Origin of the sequence: Methylocystis sp. (assembly GCF_051062815.1) — a bacterium.
Taxonomy (GTDB): domain Bacteria; phylum Pseudomonadota; class Alphaproteobacteria; order Rhizobiales; family Beijerinckiaceae; genus Methylocystis.
Map to the genome: position 1 here is coordinate 1 of NZ_JBPFDU010000043.1, position 14,753 is coordinate 14,753.

The following is a 14,753-nucleotide window of genomic DNA, read 5'->3' on the forward strand; positions in this document are numbered from 1 at the left end:
GAGTCCGAGATCGGGAAGCTTCACCTCCCACTTCGGCTGCCGATAGTCGCGCCATAGCGCCGGCGTCGTGGCGACGAAGAAGGTGCGGAGCAGCTTCTTGGCGATGTCGCTTGTCGTCGGAACTTTGGCGCCGGTCACGAGCTGCAATTCGCCGCCGATGTCCAGCCCTTCCGTCTTCGGATCGTCGACGACAACGGCGCCGAACATGTAGGGATGGACCTTGCAAGTGAAGACATAGAGCCCCGGTTTGTCGAAGGTCTGCGTAACGCTGGCGTTCGACGGCTTCTCCTGATCGACCGGGAATTTGTCCGCGCCAGGCTGCCAGGCAAGACTGGTGATGGTGTGATCCGTATTGGTGTCCGTCATCTTGATGAGCACCGCCTCGCCAGGCTTCACCACAACGAGCGAGCCGCCGCTCTTGGGATCCTTGAACCATTTGCCGGGCTCGTCGGTCATCTCCAGCACGGCCGACGGTAGGACCCCGGGGCGGCTGATGATGACGTCGTCAGATTTCACGGCGTCTTTCGCCTGCGCCGCCAGCGGCGCAGCAAGCGAGGTCGTCGCCACGGCCAACGTCAGAAAGGATACGCGGTTCATGATTGTTGCGTGGTTCATGCCTTTAACTCCCCCGTTCCGCCATTGATCATTCGATGACGCGGAAATCACCCATCATTCCAGACTGCATGTGTTGGATAACGTGACAGTGGTAGTGCCAGTCGCCGGGGCCAACACCCTCGCCGGCCTTCACGATGAACGAGGTGCGGCTGATTGGACCGATGTTGACGGTGTCAACGCCGGCGGTTGCTCCGGGCTCGATCCAGCGATGCGCATGGAGATGGAAAGTATGGAACGCGGTGCCAATCCCCATGACGTGGAAGCGAACCTTTTCGCCCAGGCGCGCGCCGACGGTCGGATTAGTCCATAACGGAATCTCCTTGCCGCCCTCGATGATATGATTGAGCTCCTGACCCCAAAAGGTCGTTTCATGCATCCAGATGATGAATTCGCGTTTCACATCGGCAAGATCAACGTCGACGATCTTGCCGTCGATGAGCGCAGGAACCTTCCCGCTCGCCGGATTGATGATGAGCGTACCGAACAGCCCCTTGTCCTCGGCTCCGAGCATCGGATTGCCGAATGCATGATCGTGATAGGCCCACGTGCCTGCCGTTCCAGGCGCGGCCGTCCATTTGTATGTGTAAGGTTTGTCTGGGAACGCAGCTTCGTCGGCGACGCCATTCAAAACCTTCATGGTGCCATCGCTGTCGATCTTGAAGTGCACGCCGTGGACATGGATGCTGACCGGCAACGCCGAGTCGGCGATGCCATGTTGAAGAGTCACCTCGGCGACGTCCCCCTCTTTCATGACGAGCGTGGGACCAGGGATGGTAGGACCGCTCGCATACCGATCCGTAAGGTCGCTTTCTTTTCCCGTGGAAGATTTGACCTTGTGACTGACCATCTCATAGGCCAGCTGACCCGACGGCATTGCGCTTGCTTTGAGCGTGATCAAATGTTGGTCGGCGGCAGAGGCTGCGCTAGCGGCGAGAAGCGCGGCTGGCCACATGAGCAAAAACGCGAACGAACGTGAAATCCCCAACTGCGCCCAGGTTCTTAGCATCGCATCACACTCCTTCGAGCGGAGAACCGGGGACAATGCCGGCGATCGATCCGATCGCGCGCGCCAACCAGTTCGATCCGATACGACTTAGATGCGACGGAACGCTGAGGTCTTACCTCGAAGGAAAAGTTTTTTCTGCGTTCACGAGTCTCAGAAGGGCGAGATAAACCTCTTCGCACTCGGGGCACTGATGCATATGGTGTTTAACCTCGGGCAATAAGGCTCCGGCGTCCTGACCGGATGCCTCAATGTCGACGTAACGTGGAAGTTCATCAAAATATTCCGTGCACAGCATCTCCTCTCCGCTCTTAGCGGCGAAGACGGTGTCAATGAGGCGGGTAAAGTCTTTGTGTTTCATGTCGGGTTCCGGCACGACTGACTATAAGATGCGTTGAACGGAGGAAGTCTTACCCTCCGAATGGAGATGGGTTCCCGATTTTGGCTCGTCAAACACGGCAATAAGATCTTTGTGCGTCACGCCTTCTTCGAGCAAAGCCTGCTTGAGCCGTTTACGCGCATCGTGGATGAGTTTGTAAAGATTATTCCGATTAGAACCCAACCATTCGGCGACCTCGTCCAAGGGCATCCCCTGAAAAGCGTGAGCGACAAGTGCGGTCCGTTGCAAGGGAGTAAGCTTGGCGCCGATAAGTCGCGCAAGTAGAGTCCACGCTTCGCGCTGCTGTAGACTGCGCTCCGGCCCCGGTTCTTGAATCGGCCAAGCCGGCAAAGTCTGTCCAAGCTGAGCGCGCTCGATCGTAGCTTCTCGCCAGCGACGGCGGCGCAGCTCTCCGAGCACGACTCTGATTGCGATTGAATAAGCCCAAGTCATAAAGCGGCTTTCGCCGCGAAAGTCTCCAAGTTTTGATTGTATAATGAGAATGGCCTCTTGTGCGCAGTCTTCAGCAAGGTGCTGCGCTTCATCTGAACGCGTTGATTCTTGCGTGGCGTAGCCTTTCGCCAAATAGGCCCGAATTGCCGCAAGCAGTCGTGCTCGAAGGTCCGCAAGCGCCAACTGTTGGTCTCGACCGCTCTCCTGAAGCGCCGTCAGCCACTCTCTGCATTGGATCGTTGCATAATTTCCATCACGGCTCAGGAGAAATTAACGCGGGTGCGTGACAAACGCGTACCGCAGCCAAATGTAGCAACACTTTAGGGAAATGCCATCCTCATGAACGGCTGGGATTTTTTGCGGCGCAACTAAGTCTCTGATCCGCTGCGGGCAGGGAAAGCTGCTAAACGGCGCCCGCGGCATGGACGATAGTCCTTGGAATTTCGAAGCGCCGTTATAGCTAAAGAGAACAAGACTGATTCGGGCAGTCTGGCGCCATTGAATTGCGAGCGTCTCCCCCGTTTCGCAAAAAAGATGCTATTCAACGCCGGACCGCAACGCCTTCAGGCGCTGTCGGAACGAAGATTGTCTTCACAATCTCATCCGTCTGCGTGTCGAAGATCGAGAGGCTGTTGGCTCCCGTATTGGTGATGAGGAGCCAGCGACCGTCGCCGGCGAAGCCGACGCCGTGACTACCCGCGTCCGGCGCTATGGAGATCGTTTTGATGACTTTGTTCACGGCAAGGTCGATTTTCTGCACCGTGCCCGCCCCGTCATTAGCGACATAAGCGAAGGTCTGATTTGGCGCGACCGTGACTTGCACCGGTCCCGCATCGGTCTCGATATCCGCGATCCGCTGAAGGCTTTCGGCGTCGATCACGGCGACGAGATTGGCGTTGTGACAGGCGACATAAACGCGCTTGCCGTCCTTGGTCGCGCCTTGGCCCAGCGGCCCTGTTCCGACAGCGATCGTCGCGAGCGCCTGGCGTTTTGCGCGTGAGAGCACCGTCACGTCGCCGCCGCCGAAATTGGAGACGAAAAGCCTGTCGCCTGAAGCGAGCGCGAAATGCGGCATCGCGCCGACCTTGACGACGCCAAGCGATGCACCCGCCTGCGCGTCAAAAATTTCGACCCGGTCGTCGAACTCGTTCGTAACGTATGCTTCCTTGCCATCGGCGCTGAAAAAGATGTGTCGCGGACCCTTTCCTGTTGGCAGCGCTTTGATCACGCTGTTTGCTTGCGTATCGATGATGGATAAGGTCCCCGCGTTGTTGTTCGTGACCCAAGCTTGTTTCTGATCGGGACGCAGCGTGACGTTATGATTGTGGATGCCGACTGGGATTTTCTTCTTCAGTGCGCCTGATGCGAGATCTATAACGGAAACGACGCCGCCGAACCACGAGGTCACATAGGCGGTCCCCTTGATGGGCGTCGCAGGTTCGGCGCGCAGCTGCGGCGCGCCTATTGCAAGCGCCAGGGCGCTCGTTAAGAGAACAATGCGAATGATCGCGGAAACCAAGTGCTTTCTCCTTTTGATTTTGGATGGATTCGAAGCGCCCGCCGGCCTGCGTTCAAGGCGAGGCGCAATGAGAAAGCCGCCGCGTGCTGCGCGCGCAGCTTTGCTGGCGCGACAACAGACGCTCCGGGGCACGCCGCCAAATGTAGAGCCGAGCGGTCAAGTCCATAGACAGACGTCGATATAAAGACGGCATCCGGAATCCTCGGCTTTGAAGAGCCGTCCGCGATGCTTGGGCATACCGCCTGGAATAGGGATCGCCACCCTCGCAGGCGCGATGATCCACCAATTTCCTTCGTTGTCAACGAAAGCTGCGACACGCAAGCCGCTCGGTGCGGTAATAGCAAGCAACGCCCGCTATAAAAGGGTGACGTGATTGGCGCGTGTGAGTGAACGTCGCGGCTGAGAACGGATTGCCTTTCCCGCGTGACTGTCGATGCTAAGGGGGCAATGGTATGGACCCCGCCCTTGGTCTCGGGTGGAATGTCAAACTGTCAACGGTAGAACAGGAGACATCCATGCAAATCGTTCGCATCGGCCTCGATCTGGCGAAATATGTCTTCCATCTTCACGGCGTTGATGAGCGTGGCAAGGTTGTTTTGCGCAAGACCTTACGCCGTCCGGACGTTGCGCCCTTCTTCGCAAACCTTCCACCCTGCGTCGTTGGGATGGAAGCGTCGAATGGCGCGCATTACTGGGCCAACACATTTTCCGCTCTCGGGCATGACGTTCGATTAATCAGCCCGCAGTTCGTCACGCCATACGTAAAATCCAACAAGAATGATCGTAATGACGCCGAGGCGATCTGCGAGGCCGTCGGCCGTCCGAGCATGCGGTTCGTGCCGGTCAAATCCGCCGAACAGCTGGCGATCCAGGCTATTCATCGGATTCGCAGTCGTCTGGTCGCCAATAGGGTGAGACTTGTGAACCAAATCCGCGGTCTGCTCGGCGAGCACGGCGTCGTTATTGCGCAAGCCATCGGTAACCTCCGGCGCGCTTTACCGCGGATCGTCGACGAGGAAAGCAACGGTCTGAACAGCATTGTCCGCGAATTGATTGGCGAATTGCGGGAGGAACTGATCGACCTCGATAGGCGCATAGCGATTTACGACCGCAAGATCCGGCAGTTGTATCGAACAAGCGAAGCCTGTCAGCGCCTCGGCATGGTCGAGGGAATTGGACCTGTTACAGCAACGGCCCTCGTAGCTGCCGCAGGCGACGGAAAATCGTTCAAGAATGGTCGGCAATTTGCGGCATGGATCGGACTTGTGCCGAGACAACGGTCAAGTGGAGGCCGATCGCGCCTGCTCGGCATCAGCAAGCGCGGCGATCGCTATCTTCGAACCCTGCTTATCCACGGCGCTCGCGCCGCATTGGGCCGGATCCGGGGGAAGCAGGATCCGAGAAGCCTTTGGCTGCTCAAAGTGCGCGAACGCCGTCATGCAAATGTCGTCGCCGTCGCGCTCGCCAACAAGAACGCGCGGATCGCATGGAGCCTGCTCACCAGCAGCATGGACTATGATCAGCGCCTAACCGTCAGCTCAGCCTAAACACGCAAAGAATCCGGGACATCAGGCAACAAAGGAGATTCCCACCAGCAATTGCAACGATTGGCAGTGATGGCGAAACGGTCACTCCGTCGCTTCCCGAACCTGGTGTGTGGACCGGCATGGCGAGAGCCAATGCCTTGGGGGCATTGAGGGGGAAGCGCGCGAAAATCCATCGAGGCTCGCGGCAGGATTTTTTCAGGCCGCACTATGAAGCCGGATATACGTCAGCAGTTGTGACCAAGAGCCAGAGCCGTCAAAGCTGTTGCAATCGGGCGGGGTCCATATACACCACACCGCTCGCTTCCGCAATAGCGCGAGCGAGGCTTGCGGTCCTCCGAAATCGATACCTTGGAATTCATCCTCGCGCACGGCGTTGGTCGAACGAACGCTCGCTTGGCTCAATCGCCGCTAAGGCTCTCCAGAGATCGGAGGCATCCATCGACGCATCGCCCTGGATAATCGAGATGTGAATTTGAGTCCGACTCTAAGTAAGATTTCGTCTTTTCATCACATCTAAGAGGCGTCATGCATTCGGCACGATGGGCGATCTCCGAGTCGGCGAATAACTCCAAGTAGCAGGACCCAATGGCATGAACCACGTTTTCTACCTACTTGCGCTCGCCACTTTCCTACTCACGCCTCCGCCGGCGGCAAACGCCATTGAACTACCTTGGCGATCCGACGACGTGTTCCTTAGCCGCCCCGGGGTTCCGCCTTCCGCAAATCAAGTGAACGGAACTGGCGCGAAAAGTGTTGAAAATGGCGGAATGCAAGTCGGCGTGTTTCGGTGCGGAGAGCTTGTCGGAGATGATGCACAAAATAGCGCTGCAGAAACAAAAAATGAAAGCAACCGCACTTCTGGAGCCGATTTATATGCCTGGGCGAAGAATCCCCCTGCGCAAATGATCGTGCTATCTTTGTTTTTTGCCTTTCTAGGCCTCATCATTGACATTGGAGCGATGCCGCCCTTCCAAGGGTTGATGCCCGAAGAAGCGCTCGCAAACTACAGGACGACGTGGATAGCGATCATGATCGTAGCCATACTTGGAGGAGCGCTACTGTTGCCTGTCACAACCAGTATCATACGGTATTCGATGACTCGTCTGGATCACCGAGACGTTCCGCAAGGCGCCATGTGAGGCATTCTGCGTTTCGCTAATAGTTGCCAATTGAGATTTCTTTGCATCCGACGACCCACGCGGCTTTCCGCGCTGGGACCATTAAATTATGGCGCCGAAGATCGCCGTCGGGGACGGGGCGGTTGGGCAGATCGAACAGCGTCGCATGGGCCTGCGCCAAGACGATTTCATGCTTCTTCATCGCCGGCTCCTTTGGTGCGCAATAGGGCCTTCGCGCAGCGGTCCGGCTTATCTGCGCAACTCCATCCCGAGATACCAGCGAACCTCCATCAGCGCTTTAGCGTAAGATTATGGAATGGCTCCCCCCTTTTTCGGCATAGTTGAGTTGCCGCATCAGAAATGAACGGAGGGGAATGATGAAGAATATTGCAACCCGCCGCCTCTGCCCTCCGGCGCGCCTCCCTTCGCCAGGTGAACAGTTGCTGTGGCGTAGCGCCATGTCGACGCGCGACCTGCGAGACGACCGCGTCAGGAGCCAGCGACTCCCTTCGACTGCCAGCGCCTTCTCCCCTTCGGACCACCGGCGCCGACCACCAGCTCCAGTGATCACCTCGATGCGCCGTAACCCGGAGCCGTTCGGCTCAAGCGAAAGATCAAGTCTAGACATAAGCCTTATCTCCAAATCAGGAGATCAGACTCGCCGCTTTCATCGTTCGTTTGAAGGTGGGGCCGTAACAGCACTGACCGCTGATCAGCTCCTATCGCTCTGTGATTGTGCAAGTTCCCGACTTGATATCCTGCTCCAAGGGTCCAGCTAATTGTCAGGTTGGAGAAACGATGAATAAGGCCAATCACATAGCCGCCGGCGCTAATGCAGTCGCCGTTTTTCAACAGGAGTGCGGCACTGTCGAGGCGCATGCTATTGCGGACTTGATATGTGATCTCGGTCACTTGGCGGACGACCGCGGTCTCGATTTTCTTAGCAAGGTTAAACGGGGCGTTGGACATTGGTTCGCGGAGCGCCATGCCCAAAGTTGTAACAGCCTCGGGGCGGAGGCCATCGTCGAAATAGCCATCAGTCCACTGTCAACGAATTCGGTAGCTCGATCCTCTCCGCCTTAGATGCTACTCTGCTTTGGTTCGACGCGACTGAGCGCGTCATCAGATTTGTACCTTTCTGCAAGGGCTTATTGCCTTCATGATGCCGTGCTCGAACTGTGATTGGCGGCATACGTCCGCGTTATGGCCGCTGCTCGAGAGATCCTCTACTCGTCTTGTATGAGGGGCATCGGTGTAAAAGGACGATACGCTCGCGCCAGAACGAAACCCGATGCTTAAATGGCACGCAACTAACGGCAGCGTCCTGGTTGAGCCGGGGCTGGATCGATTTTCTGAAGTCGTGGCAGCCCGGCGAGTCGAAGATGAGCGTTACCAAGGCGCTATCAGACTTATCGACCTAATTCTGGAAGCTGGACGACCATGAACGGGTCGGCGTCTGGTGATTTAATGCGCCATTGGTAGACGAGGAAATGGTTCAAATTCGACCGCTTGGTCTGCGCATTATGTTTGACGACATTGACGCCTTTTTCTAACCTGACGGTGAGCCGTCCGTCGATTTCTGCATCTGTTCCGGAAAGTTGACATGGGGCGTTAGCGTCTGGTCGAGAGCCGCCAATCACGATAGCGCCGTCGGCTTGCGGCTGAATGCAAAACACCTTCATCTCGCGTGATGGGAAACAGGACGATTGGCCTCTAGCGACCGATCGCTCCAAGAATACTGCGTAACGTCCTCGGGCAAGATATTGGGCATATCGAAAGCCTTCGTCGCGCAATTGCGCAGCGGCATGTTTAAGTCGGGCCTCCAGGCGTGCTTCCAGGAAACCCGCTCGGCAGGCCTGAATAAGAGCGGGCACGAAAATAAGAATGCCGTCGTACGAATAAAAATAGCTTCCGTCGGCGCGGATTGCGACGCTCGCATCGAATTGCTCGGGCGCAAGTGTTCGAAAAAAGTTGCGCATTCTAGCTCCGGAGGGAAGGCTTTCTTCGCGCAACTGGCAAGTTGGCGGCATCGGCCGTAGCGCTTTGGTCCCGGCGAAATGTCGGCGACCCTAATCTCGCAACTCTGTAAAGCGTTGCGATATGAAAAGGTAGCCACAAAGATCAAGATAGAGCTTGGTTATGGGGGCGGTTACGCTAATGGGGCCCTATATCCCACGTCTCCGATCGCTCGATTAAGATCTCGCTGAACCAGAAAACCTGATCGCCGTCTGGGCAGCTCAGCCATGGCGTCCCCTTTTTTCCAGCCAACGCTCTATGGAGAGGATCAATGCCACGGTTCTCCGCTTGTTCCGCTCAGCGGAAAAGTGAGTAATCAGCTCCCGCTCGCCGCGCTCCTAACGTATCCAACTCTACTTAAGCGCGACGCCACGGGAGAGGAAGGCCTGTCCCTTGACAACGCAGTCGGCTAACCAATAATAGTAATTGCTTACTATTATCCGAGCCAAGCCGCAGCATGCAGTCCAAGTATCTTCCGGCCGAGGAGCGCCGATCACTCACCGTCGAAGCAGTTGTCGTACTTTCCGGCGCGCAGAACCCCAGCGAGATCACGACAGCAGCGATCGCTAAGCACATGAACGTGACGCAGGGCGCCTTGTTTCGTCACTTCCCCACGAAGGATGCGATCTGGGAGGCGGTGATGGAGTGGGTGACCAATCGTTTGCTGGATCGCATTGATCATGCGGCAGAAGGCGCATGCTCGCCGATGGACGGATTGCGAGCGATGTTCATGAGTCATATCGAGTTCGTGATCGAATATCCTGGCGTGCCTCGAATGATGTTCGGTGAATTGCAGCGCGCCGAAGCCGCACCCGCCACGAAAATCGCACGGATGCTCATCAAGCGCTATGCCGAGCGGCTTGCAAAAAAGCTTGAGGAGGCCAAGGCGGCTGGAGAAGCAGCCAATGATCTGGACACGCATGCGGCGGCGATCCTGTTCATCGGGATGATCCAGGGTCTGGTGATGCAATCATTGCTGTCGGGCGACATCAAAGGCGTTCGCACCCATGCTCATGGAGTTCTCGGCATCTACCTCCGTGGCGTGAAGTCAGGCGCCTCCGATGCTGAGACGCTGAATGCAAGAACTCCAAGAGGAAAGATCAGGCGATGATGCGCGCAAGTTCATGGCAAGCGGGAACGAACTTGGGAGCCGCGCTGGCGTTCTAGCTCGGCATGTCGGGAGGCTCCGACGCGACATGGCGAAAACACTACCGATCAGGCCAATCGGGCTCGATCCATGCTCAACGTGACAAGGAAGTGGGAGAGCGACGCGCCACTGCCGGCCGGCATGGAACGCATTCGCACGCTGGCCGAGGGCTGGAGGATCTCCGACGTGGCGGCAATGAATGAACGATAGTCCCTCATTGGAGCGGAACTCTATGCGACCGGGAGACTGATCATGAATGAGTCCTCCGAACGATCGGCCAGGGGGCCTGACACGTCTATTGGCGAAAAGACCGGAGCCAGCCTCTTGTATGCCGCAGCGCTTCGCGGGCGTATCGCTAGATACGCCCTGGCGACCTCCGGCGTACTGTTTGCCATCGCCGTGGCTCTAATCGTTTACGCGAACCGTCCGATCGCCGTCGAGGTCGCGTCAATTGAAAAGAACGTGCCGATCCGAGTCTTTGGGCTTGGCACGGTCGAGGCCCGTGTGATGTCGAAAATCGGTTTCGAAGTGGGGGCCACGCTGGTCGAACTGCACGCGGACCACGGCGACCGCGTGACGAAGGGCCAGGTCCTCGCGCGCCTCGCCAGTAGCGAACAAGAGGCCAAGGTCGCAAAGGCGCGCGCTGCGCTCTTGATCGCCGAGACGAACATCAACCGGGCGGATGCCAATCTCGAGAGGGCGCGGGCGGTGATGGCGCAAAGACAGGAAGCCAATCGGCGCAAGCAGGCGCTTGTTGCGCGAAGCATCGTCACAAAGCAAGTCGCAGAGGAGGCTTTCAGAGACGAGGCCGTAGCCCGCGCCGATGTTGCCGTTGCAGATAGCGAGATTGCCAGCGCGAAGGCGCAACTGGCCGATGCGCGAGCTCAGTATCAGTTCGAAGAAACGATGTTGCGCCATAGGACGCTCACGGCTCCCTACGACGCCGTGATTATGGAGCGCCACAAGGAACTGGGCTCTGTCGTCAAGGCTGGCGATCCAATTTTCACGCTCATTGCGGCTGACACGTACTGGGGTCTCGCTCATGTCGACGAAGCGCGCGCGGGATTTATCCAGGAAGGGCAACATGTCGATGCACGCCTTCGCTCGCGTCCGCAGGATGCGTTCACAGGACGGGTCGCCCGCATTGGCCTCGAAAGCGATCGCATTACGGAGGAACGGCGCGTTCTCATTAAGGGCGACAATCCGCCATTCCGAGTCTATCTCGGCGAGCAGGTGGAGGTCTGGATCACCGTCGCTCAGCTTGATAGAGCGATCCTCGTTCCAGAGGCCGTCGTGCAGGGCTACGACGGACGGCAAGGCCGGGTATGGACGGTCGAGTCCGGCCGGTTGCGGAGGCGTCTGGTAAAATTCCGACATCGCACGGAGGACGCGCGTCTTGAGATCGTGGATGGCCTGCCCGGAGATGCGCGTGTCGTGGCGAACCTGGAGAGCGGCTTACGCGAAGGCCGCTTTATTTGGACGATCGAGGCCAGCAAGAAATGAACCTTGCATATCGCGACATTATGCACAATCTCGGTCGGTTCCTATTGACCTGCCTGGGACTTGGCCTCCTGCTCGGAGTCGTGCTCGCAATGATCGGCATCTATCGCGGGCTCGTCGTTGAGGCGCTGACCATCGCCCGAGCGCCGGCTGTCGATTTGTGGGTTGTGGAATCCAGTACGCGCGGTCCCTTCGCGGAGATATCTCGCATTCCAGGAGACACGCGGGAGGCGATCGCCCGCATCGCGGGCGTGGACGCCGCCGGAAGCGTCACGTATCAGACGGTAGAGAGTGAGCACATGGGCAACAAGCTCCGGCTCTACGTCATCGGTTACGAGCCGACGCGACCAGGCGGTCCGCCAGTAATCATCGAAGGTCGCGGAGTTGCTCGCAGCCACTATGAGATAGTCGCCGACCGCGCTGCCGGTCTTGTCCTCGGCGATCGGGTCGCGCTCGGCCGAAGCATGTTCACGGTGGTTGGTCTCACGCAGCACCAGGTCAGTTCGGGAGGCGACCCGGCCGTCTACGTCACGCTGCAGGACGCGCAGAAACTGCAGTTCGATCTCGCGCCGTCGGCGGCGCGACTCAAACTCGCTCGTGGCGAGGGCGGATCAACTCGGGACACCGTCAATGCGGTCGTGGCGCGTCTGCATCCGAACTCTTCTTCGGAGGCCGTCGCTAGCACAATCAAGCGGTGGAAGCATCTCGCGGCCATTACCCAGGAAGCTCAAGAGAACATTCTGACACTTTCGCTCGTTGACCGTGCGCGCCGACAAATCGCGCTTTTTACAGGCCTGCTGCTGGTCGTCTCCGCGGTGATCATCGCGCTTATTATCTACACGATGACCATGGAGAAACTGAAGCAGATCGCCACCTTGAAATTGATTGGAGCGCCCGACAGAACGATCATCGGGATGATCGTGCAGCAAGCCATGGCGCTCGGCTTCATCGGATTTGCAATCGGTGGCGCACTTATCGTCAATATTCAGGACTACTTTCCACGACGTGTGGTGCTGGAGCCGGATAATGTTGTCATTCTGGGAGCCATTGTCTTCGTAGTATGCCTTCTATCGAGCGTCCTTGGCGTCCGCGCCGCGCTCAGGGTCGATCCGGCGACCGCGCTTGGGGGCTGAGATGCAAACCACAAGCTCTGGCGCGCCGCTTGTTCGGCTGGATCGCATCTCAAAACACTTTGGCGAGGGAGAAACCCGCGTCGATGCAGTGCGCGATGTTTCGCTAGAGGTTTACCCCCGACAGGTCGTAGCGCTGCTTGGCCCCTCCGGTTCCGGCAAGACCACCCTCCTTAACATCATCGGCTGCATTTTGGATCCGTCCTCGGGGTGCATGGAGCTCGACGGCGAACTGGTCGTCCGCGATGGCCGCCGGCTTCGGGGTGATTTGCGGCGTCTCAGGCTCGACAAGATCGGGTTCATCTTCCAGTTCCACAACCTGCTGCCGTTCCTCGATGTGACCGATAACGTGGCGATCGTGTTGCAATTGGCCGGCGTCGACATTGCTAATGCGCGCAAGCGGGCCGTGGCTTTGCTCGATTATCTCGAGATCGGCCACCGCGCAAAAGCGATGCCGGCCAAGCTCTCCGGTGGCGAAGCGCAGCGGGTGGCCATCGCGCGGGCGCTAGCGAACAGCCCTCGCATCATTCTCGCGGACGAACCAACGGCCGCCCTCGACTCCAAGCGCGCCGGCATCGTCATGGACCTCTTGCGCAAGCTCGCGGTCGAGCACGACGCCGCGATCATCGCCGTAACGCATGACGAGAAGATTTTCGATCGCTTCGATCACATCCATCAGCTACGGGACGGCAGGCTGTTCGGGATGCACGACGAGCAGATCGACGTCTCAAGACTGGACTCGCCTTTGTGAGAGGCTGAGCTCTTTTGTCTCAAGCGGAGCATCCAAAACAACAACGCGTGTCGAAGCTGCGATGACACCCATCATGGTGCGTGCGTAGTAAAATACTGGAAGCGTCTTCTCGTTGGCGATGCGATACGGGCGCCCTTTTCGAGCCCCGCCATTTCATCGGTCCTGTTAACACGGATTTGTTACGCACTGCGGAAACAACCTGCCGCGGGCGAAAATAGCCAGCCTTGCTAAGATGGCTCAACCTATCTTTCATTATGCTCGACGCCTGAGCCGCCTCGGTCATCGTCAGCCATTCTGAAGATTATAGGCTTGGATACCGCGCGCGACGCACGGGAGCGCACTTGAGGTTTGCCCTTGCCGGAGGGATGACCATTCGATTGAGCGCCCCGGCGAAACGTTCGTCTGACCAGCGCCCAACCCAGTCCCTTATAATCGCCAAGGTGTTCCTGTTCATGAGATAAGCCCTCTGAGTGAGTTTTGATGAGGTCTGAGATTTCGAAGAGGAGCAGAGCCATGCTATTCTCACGTTCCGCCGATTTCATTCCAACCTGCTCCCAGGAGTCATCTTCACTCCAAGGCAGGACGCGGTGATCGCTGAGCGTATCGGCGTCTGCGGCGCGCTTTGGAGCCCAAGGCCGCGGCGCGTGCGCAGGAAAAGAGCGGAGAAGCGCATTCTGCGGCGCTCACGCGCGCCGTTAGCACGCAAGATCGCGCGGCTGTTCAGCCGGACGGCACGTGGCGGCGATTGAGCGGCGATGAGATGTAGGTCCAGCGAAAATCGACCTCCTTTAAGCTCAGGTCAGCCCCATTGTTGCCGAAGCCGAGCCTAAAGGCGTTTTGATGAACCGCTGAATCGAAGCACGCCTCTTTCGCCGCGACACGACCCTGCCTCGTCGGCTATAAAGCAACGGCACTTGATTTTGGGTGCCGGCCTTGACCCGGCGAGCGGAGGACAGGATGGCCAATCCCAGATGTGCGGACATTGTCCGTGACGGCGAAGACTTCGTTGTGGACGCGACTTTCGTTGCGCCAAAATTCGGACTCTCCGTCGAAGCCTTTCGCACGGAACTGCAGCGGGGAACAATCGTGGCGACCTGCGAGCGGGGAGAAGGCGAGGATTATGGCAAAACTCGCCTCACCTTCCGGCGCGGAATATTGCTTTGGCGCTTCGTCCTGGATGGGGACGGCGCGGTCCACGAAGACCCGCTCCTGGCTAAACGCGCCAGCTCTTCGCGACCACAATCCCGTCCATGAGCTATGGCTGCGCCGGCGCTCTTGCCAATAAATCACATCGACTCGTCTGGGCGCCTTGCAAGTACCGCCGCCGGCGCGGCGCTAATTTCCACAACTTGCTAGGCGCAGCGCTCGCCTCCCCTGCACCATGGCAAGGAATTCCTTGCGGGTGCGCGAGTGGTCGCGGTTCACGCCGAGCAGCCGGCTCATCGTCAGGAGCGAGTCCGTCGTGTTGACCCCCACAGCGTCGTGCAGCTGTGCTCCGCCTCGATGACGACGCCGACGCCCTGCGGCCGACGTGGCGAGGGCGTAGCATTGACGCGTTGCCGCGCGAGCTGCGGC

15 protein-coding genes are annotated in these 14,753 nt (G+C 58.3%); 7 read left to right on the forward strand and 8 right to left on the reverse strand.

Going from position 1 to position 14,753, the window contains the following annotated elements; all coding sequences use genetic code 11:
* The 5 genes from ACR65W_RS06305 to ACR65W_RS06325 form a co-directional block, all read right to left on the reverse strand.
* The coding region (locus ACR65W_RS06305; protein WP_434498341.1) for a cupredoxin domain-containing protein at positions 1–615 on the reverse strand (615 nt) is incomplete at its 3' end.
* 28 nt (positions 616–643) lie between these two features.
* Positions 644–1,489, reverse strand: a complete 846-nt coding sequence (locus tag ACR65W_RS06310) for a multicopper oxidase domain-containing protein (protein ID WP_434498340.1) — start codon at positions 1,487–1,489, stop codon at positions 644–646.
* Positions 1,490–1,733: 244 nt separating this feature from the next.
* The gene (locus ACR65W_RS06315; protein WP_109026897.1) at positions 1,734–1,979 is read right to left on the reverse strand and encodes a hypothetical protein; all 246 of its coding nucleotides are present in this window, start codon (positions 1,977–1,979) and stop codon (positions 1,734–1,736) included.
* A 21-nt stretch (positions 1,980–2,000) separates the two neighbouring features.
* Positions 2,001–2,633, reverse strand: a complete 633-nt coding sequence (locus ACR65W_RS06320) for an RNA polymerase sigma factor (RefSeq protein WP_434498339.1) — start codon at positions 2,631–2,633, stop codon at positions 2,001–2,003.
* A gap of 358 nt (positions 2,634–2,991) precedes the next feature.
* Positions 2,992–3,969, reverse strand: a complete 978-nt coding sequence (locus ACR65W_RS06325; protein WP_434498338.1) for a beta-propeller fold lactonase family protein — start codon at positions 3,967–3,969, stop codon at positions 2,992–2,994.
* 515 nt (positions 3,970–4,484) lie between these two features.
* On the opposite strand from ACR65W_RS06325, the gene ACR65W_RS06330 reads away from it, so the two are divergent.
* Complete coding sequence (locus ACR65W_RS06330) at positions 4,485–5,516, forward strand: IS110 family transposase (RefSeq protein WP_434498337.1); 1,032 nt, start codon at positions 4,485–4,487, stop codon at positions 5,514–5,516.
* Positions 5,517–6,106: 590 nt separating this feature from the next.
* On the forward strand, positions 6,107–6,655 hold the full coding sequence (locus ACR65W_RS06335) for a hypothetical protein (RefSeq protein ID WP_124740573.1): 549 nt from the start codon (positions 6,107–6,109) through the stop codon (positions 6,653–6,655).
* Positions 6,656–6,671: 16 nt separating this feature from the next.
* Here the strand turns inward: ACR65W_RS06335 and ACR65W_RS06340 are convergent, their stop codons facing one another.
* From ACR65W_RS06340 to ACR65W_RS06350, 3 genes are all read right to left on the reverse strand, one after another.
* Positions 6,672–6,836, reverse strand: coding sequence for a hypothetical protein (locus tag ACR65W_RS06340; protein WP_154454016.1), 165 nt, complete (start codon positions 6,834–6,836; stop codon positions 6,672–6,674).
* Between the two features lie 88 nt (positions 6,837–6,924).
* A complete protein-coding gene (locus tag ACR65W_RS06345) occupies positions 6,925–7,176 on the reverse strand; it encodes a transposase (RefSeq protein ID WP_246695852.1) in 252 nt (83 codons plus the stop codon).
* 867 nt (positions 7,177–8,043) lie between these two features.
* A complete protein-coding gene (locus tag ACR65W_RS06350) occupies positions 8,044–8,613 on the reverse strand; it encodes a hypothetical protein (protein WP_109026901.1) in 570 nt (189 codons plus the stop codon).
* Between the two features lie 494 nt (positions 8,614–9,107).
* Between ACR65W_RS06350 and ACR65W_RS06355 the strand changes: the two genes are divergently transcribed.
* From ACR65W_RS06355 to ACR65W_RS06375, 5 genes are all read left to right on the forward strand, one after another.
* Complete coding sequence (locus ACR65W_RS06355) at positions 9,108–9,761, forward strand: TetR/AcrR family transcriptional regulator (protein ID WP_109026902.1); 654 nt, start codon at positions 9,108–9,110, stop codon at positions 9,759–9,761.
* Positions 9,762–10,049: 288 nt separating this feature from the next.
* Complete coding sequence (locus ACR65W_RS06360) at positions 10,050–11,300, forward strand: efflux RND transporter periplasmic adaptor subunit (RefSeq protein WP_109026903.1); 1,251 nt, start codon at positions 10,050–10,052, stop codon at positions 11,298–11,300.
* Positions 11,297–12,430: an ABC transporter permease gene (locus ACR65W_RS06365; RefSeq protein ID WP_109026904.1), complete on the forward strand. Its 1,134-nt coding sequence runs from the start codon at positions 11,297–11,299 to the stop codon at positions 12,428–12,430. The genes ACR65W_RS06360 and ACR65W_RS06365 overlap by 4 nt, the downstream gene beginning before the upstream one ends.
* Positions 12,378–13,178, forward strand: coding sequence for an ABC transporter ATP-binding protein (locus ACR65W_RS06370; RefSeq protein WP_434498336.1), 801 nt, complete (start codon positions 12,378–12,380; stop codon positions 13,176–13,178). Before ACR65W_RS06365 ends, ACR65W_RS06370 begins: the two co-directional genes overlap by 53 nt.
* A 957-nt stretch (positions 13,179–14,135) precedes the next feature.
* A complete protein-coding gene (locus ACR65W_RS06375; RefSeq protein ID WP_109026906.1) occupies positions 14,136–14,432 on the forward strand; it encodes a DUF6522 family protein in 297 nt (98 codons plus the stop codon).
* Positions 14,433–14,753: the final 321 nt, after the last annotated feature.